Genomic DNA, 5,541 nt, shown 5'->3' with positions numbered 1-5,541 from the left:
TGAATCAGATGTGTCTGTACCTGCTTCAATTTTCATAAGGATCCCGGGTTGGGTGAGAGATTTCTCGGTGAAAATAAACGGTGATAATGTGAATGATGAACCTGTTAAGGGTTACATCGAGCTCAAAAAGGTTTGGAAAGCCGGTGACCTCGTTGACGTTGTTTTTGCAATGAGGCCGGAGTTAGTGTTGTGCCATCCATTTTCCGAGGAAAATCGGGGAAGAGCGGCTGTCAAAAGAGGCCCGATGGTTTACTGTGCAGAAGGCGTAGATAATCGTGAGTTTGATGTCCGCACGCTTGTTCTGAACTACGATAGCGAAATAAAAGAGCAGATGGAAGAGATTGAAAGCCTGGGTAGGCTCGTGGCGTTATCTGGAAAAGGTTTGGCGCAGGACCTATCAGATTGGGGTGAGAACCTTTATATTCCTGCTAATGGACACATTTCTCGAAGGAAGCCTGTTGAATACAAGTTGATACCTTATTTCGCCTGGGCAAACAGAGAAGCTTCACCGATGGTGGTCTGGATGGATTTTGCATAAAAAAACACAAGATATTCGAAAAATGAAATGAGGGAAAAACAAGTGGACAGAGTAGATAAGCTTTTAGAGCTTGTAAGGCTAAATGTCGATTCTGATATTGATACGGTAATGATTTGGAATTATGAAAATTCTTCTTCGGCAAACACTTTTTATCTGTCGGGCTTTAAAGGTTCTTGCAGCGTTCTAATATTGCGTGATGATGGACGCTATATAGTTACTGACTCAAGATATTTTGAACAGGCTCAAGAGGAGAGTGCTTTCCAGCTGGTAAAACATACGGGTGAAAAGTTAACCGATTCTGTGGCGTCTTTACTCAAAGATTTATCTGCAGAAGTTATTGGCTTTGAAGCAGAAAAACTGGATTGCAAAACTTACAATGAGCTGACAGAGAAACTGGATGTGAAATTCCTTCCTGTAGACAGGATGTTATGGCTGATGCGCTCGGTTAAATCTGAAGATGAGATCGAGGCAATACGAGAGGCAAGCAGAGTGGCGGAGCAGTCATTCCTTGACACCCTTGGTGTTCTTAAAGAAGATGTCTCGGAGCTGGATATATGTGCTGAACTCGAATATAGAATTAAGAAACGAGGAGGACAGGTTGGATTTGAAACACTTATCGGCACAGGCCCGAGGACTTCATTGCCACACGCGAAACCAACCAGCAGGCAAGCTAAAAGAGGGGAGTTGATACTGTTTGATTTTGGGGCCAAGGTTCGTGGTTACTGTTGTGATATAACGAGGATGGTATCAGTGGGGGAGGTAGAAGAAGAAATTAAAGAGTGCTATGCTCTTGTTAAGAAATCACTACTACAGGCTATTGCTGAGGGAAAAGCGGGAATGGTTGCCAGACAGGTAGATTCTGTAGCGAGACAAGTTATTCTGGAAAGTAAATATGCTGAGTTTTGTTTCAGCTACGGACTGGGTCATGGAATCGGCCTTGAAGTTCACGAGATACCTCGCATGGGGCCAAAGTTTGAAGAACCACTACCTGCCAATTCGGTTGTTACAGTTGAGCCTGGTATTTACATGCCCGGAAAATTTGGAATAAGAATAGAAAATGATGTAGTTGTTCGAGATGGGGGATTTGAAACGATTACGAATCTTGATGATGACTTGATACAAATTTGACGGGATTTGTATTAGAATGGTGCTGGGTAGTGAGGTGAGTGATTATGGAGAAAACTGCTGTGAAAATTGCCGAAGAGGTAGAGAAAAGGCGCTCAGGGGTCAAACCAATCAACGAGCGAATCAAAAAGTTACGGGACCAGAGCGTCACAGCAAAAGTTAAGGTCTCGGTTGAGAGAGCAAAATTGATAACCGACTTTTACAGGGCTAATGCTCCAAAAACAGTTTCTTATCCCGTTTTGAGAGCTTTAGCCTTCAAGTGCCTTATGGAAAACTGTAGCTTGACAGTGGAAGAGGGCCAGCTGATCGTGGGTATCCGGGGAACTGGCCCTCAGGAAGTTCCTACTTATCCGGAGATATGTGTCCACACTCTGGATGATTTTGAAACACTCGCCAACCGCGAGAATATGCCTTTTGAGGTTGATGATTTAACCCGGAAAATTTATGCCGAAGAAGTTATTCCCTTCTGGCAAAATTATGCGATGAGGGACATTATCTTCCAAAGCCTTCCCCGGGAATGGATAGATGCATATGAAGCAGGTATCTGGACTGAATTTATGGAGCAAAGAGCGCCCGGTCATACATCAGGAGGAAGTAGAGTTTTTCAAACCGGGGTTCTGGAGATAAAAAAGAGAATTGTAGAAAAAATGCAGGAGCTCTCTCCGGGTGACTCCGATTACTTTGAAAAAATGGAAGAGCTGAAAGCAATGGACATTGCAGCTGATGCAATAATGATATACGCAAGGCGCTACGCTACTGAACTGAAAAAGATTGCCGAAGAGGAGCCAAATCCATCTCGAAGGGCGGAACTATTGCAGATGGCTGAAATTTGTGAGAAAGTGCCGGCCCATGCTCCGGAAACTTTCTGGGAAGCTCTTCAGCACTACTGGTTTATTCATGTGGGAGTAACTTACGAAACGAATCCCTGGGATTCTTTCACTCCTGGCAGGCTTGACCAGCATCTTTATCCATTTTTTGTGAGAGATATTGAAGAGGGCAGGCTAACGCGTGATCGGGCGAGGGAATTGTTGCAGGCTTTTTGGTTGAAGTTCAACAATCAGCCATCGGTACCTAAAGTGAAAATTACCGCTGAAGAAAGTTTCACATATAATGATTTTTCTAAAATCAATTTAGGAGGGCTGCGGGCTGACGGATGGGATGCTGTTAATGAGTTGTCGTATTTGATTCTTGAGGTACTTGATGAAATGAAAACCTTACAACCAAATACTGCAGTACTTATCAGCGATAAAAACCCGGATGAATTTCTCATAAAGGCTTTGCAGGTGGCCTCTTCTGGATTTGGAGAACCACCATTCTTTAATTATGATGGAGTTATTGTGAAAATGTTACGGCAGGGGAAAACATTGGAAGATGCAAGAGAAGCCGGGGTTAGTGGTTGTGTTGAAACTGGTGCGCTGGGTAAGGAAGCCTATATTCTGACGGGATATTTCAATCTTCCCAAAGTTTTGGAGATAACGCTCCATAGTGGAGTAGACCCTCGCACAGGAAGGCAGATTGGCCTGAAAACAAAAACACCGGAAACCTTTGAAGAACTCCAGAAGACCCTGGATGACCAGTTACGTTACTTTATAGACTTGAAAATAAAGGGAAATGACATAATTGAAAGTTTGTATGCGAGGTATCTCCCGGTTCCTTTCCTGTCATTGTGGATTGAAGGCTGTGTGGAGAAAGCCAGAGATTACAATGCGGGGGGAGCGATATACAACACCCAATACATGCAAATAGTTGGTCTCGGTACTATTACTGATTCTTTAGCATCGCTTAAGTGGAATATATTTGAAAACCAGGTTTTCAATTTCGATTGTGTCCTCAGAGCTTTAAACGCTGATTTTGAGGGACATGAGTATATGAGACAAATTTTTCTGAATAAGACGCCCAAGTATGGTAACGATGATGACTATGCCGATAATATTGCCCGGGGTCTCGTTGATAATATTGTGGAAATGGTTGAAAACCATGCTCCTTCCCCGGTCAGGAATGCGTCACGCAGATGTTACTTTTTGCCCACAACTGTTCATGTATATTTTGGAAATATGACCGGTGCTACACCAGATGGAAGGAAAGCCGGTATGGCTGTTTCAGAGGGAATTTCACCTGTTCAGGGTGCAGATAAAAAAGGCATAGCTGCGGTTTTCCGGTCGGTTGCAAAATGTGACTGGGCTAAAACAGGTGGAGCGCTGTTGAACCAGAGAATAACTCCAGATCTGGTGCGGGACAGAGATAACCTGATAAAGCTCGGAAAATTGATGAGAATTTTCTTCAGAATGGGTGGGCATCACGTGCAGTTCAACGTTGTCTCCACAGAGCTTTTAAAAGAAGCACAAAAACGCCCTCAAGATTTCGAGGATTTGATGGTAAGAGTGGCCGGATATAGCGATTACTTTGTTAACCTGCCTAAGGGCCTGCAGGAGGAAATTATCATTAGAACTGAACAAGGAAAATTATAGCGTGCAAGGACTTGTTTTCAACATACAGCGGTTTTCCATCCATGATGGACCAGGAATAAGGACGACTGTTTTTTTAAAAGGTTGTCCACTATCTTGCTGGTGGTGCCACAATCCGGAAGGGATATCTACATCTCCGGAGCTTATGTATAGCAGATACAAGTGCATTGGCTGTAAATCCTGTATAGCATCCTGTCCTAATCATGCTTTAACATTCAATGATAAACTCCACCTGAAAAGAGAGCTCTGCGCTATGTCTGCTCTTTGCGTAAAAAATTGTCCCACTACTGCTCTTAAGATTGTCGGTGAATGGATGAGCGTGGAAGACGTTATCCGGGAGCTACAAAAAGATATTCTTTATTTTGATCAATCTGAAGGAGGGGTTACTTTTTCGGGGGGAGAGCCGCTGTTACAGATCGAATTTCTCGCTGAGTTACTACCCTTGCTTAAATTACGTGGCATCCACGTAGCTATTGATACCTCAGGCTATGTGGCGAGAGATGATTTAGAAAGGATTTTTCCCTACGTTGATCTCTTTCTATATGATCTGAAAGTGCTCGATGAGCATAAACACCTGCTACACACCGGAGTTAAAAACGATATAATAAAAGACAACTTGCGATTTCTAGTGGAATCAAAGCAAAAAGTGATAATACGTATACCATTGCTGCCCGGGGTTAATGATTCTATCGAAGATGTGCATGAGTTAATAGAATTTGTTACAGACCTTGATCCTGAGCTGGAGATAAACCTTCTGCCCTTTCATGATGTTTCAGAAAAATACGATGCGCTCTGGAAAACAACTGTAGTAAGGCAGGGGGGAAAGATTTCCAACGGAAGATTGCAAGCAATACAGATAGAGTTTGAGACTCACGGTCTGCAGGCCAGAATAGGAGGGTAAATTGAAGGATGGTAGGTGATGGCTGTGCTGAGAGAAATATCGAGAGTCTGTTATTTTCATCATCAACTGATTATCTGTAAGATATAACTTTTGCAGAATAAGAGTAGAAAAGAAGTTAGAGACAGAATCAGTAGCTTCAGAATAAATGTCTCTGGAAAATCAGAACTTGCATTTCCCTGATTAAAGTAAGAAGCATCCCTCAGTATAAAGGGAAATATCCCCCCTTATGAACCCTTTTTTTCTGTCACCCCAGCGACTTTCGAGCCGGGGTGTATTTGGCAATATGAATTTGCAGCATTCCGGAAGTTAATTTTTGCAGCACCCTTAATTCCAGAATTAACAATTCATAGTAGAATGGGGCAAAGGGTAACTTGGTCCGGAAAAGACCGCTAAATAACTGTGGTGAATTAAACGGTCAATGGTCATTCCTGAACGCCTCTATCATCCCCTTATCTCTCATTCCTGAGCGGTTCTACGAGGAATCTAAATAATGGGAGGAGATGCTCCTATGG

Annotated in this window: 3 protein-coding genes and 1 pseudogene; all 4 read left to right on the top strand. The window is 43.0% G+C overall.

The genetic code is table 11. The features are described 5' to 3' along the window. Positions 1-538: pseudogene (locus GXZ17_RS02545) on the top strand (glycoside hydrolase family 127 protein); the annotation flags it as partial. 42 nt (positions 539-580) lie between these two features. Next, positions 581-1,666 (top strand): M24 family metallopeptidase, encoded by a 1,086-nt coding sequence (locus GXZ17_RS02540; protein ID WP_409375723.1) that lies wholly within the window; start codon positions 581-583, stop codon positions 1,664-1,666. Between the two features lie 44 nt (positions 1,667-1,710). Continuing rightward, on the top strand, positions 1,711-4,131 hold the full coding sequence (locus GXZ17_RS02535; RefSeq protein WP_409375722.1) for a glycyl radical protein: 2,421 nt from the start codon (positions 1,711-1,713) through the stop codon (positions 4,129-4,131). A 1-nt stretch (position 4,132) separates the two neighbouring features. Beyond that, positions 4,133-5,029: a glycyl-radical enzyme activating protein gene (locus tag GXZ17_RS02530; RefSeq protein ID WP_409375721.1), complete on the top strand. Its 897-nt coding sequence runs from the start codon at positions 4,133-4,135 to the stop codon at positions 5,027-5,029. Positions 5,030-5,541 lie beyond the last annotated feature (512 nt).

Origin of the sequence: Candidatus Sordicultor fermentans, assembly GCF_012728195.1 — a bacterium.
In the GTDB taxonomy this organism is placed as follows: domain Bacteria; phylum Atribacterota; class Atribacteria; order Atribacterales; family Caldatribacteriaceae; genus Sordicultor; species Sordicultor fermentans.
The sequence above is the reverse complement of the archived record's forward strand: the minus strand, read 5'-3'. Positions and strand labels throughout refer to the sequence as shown.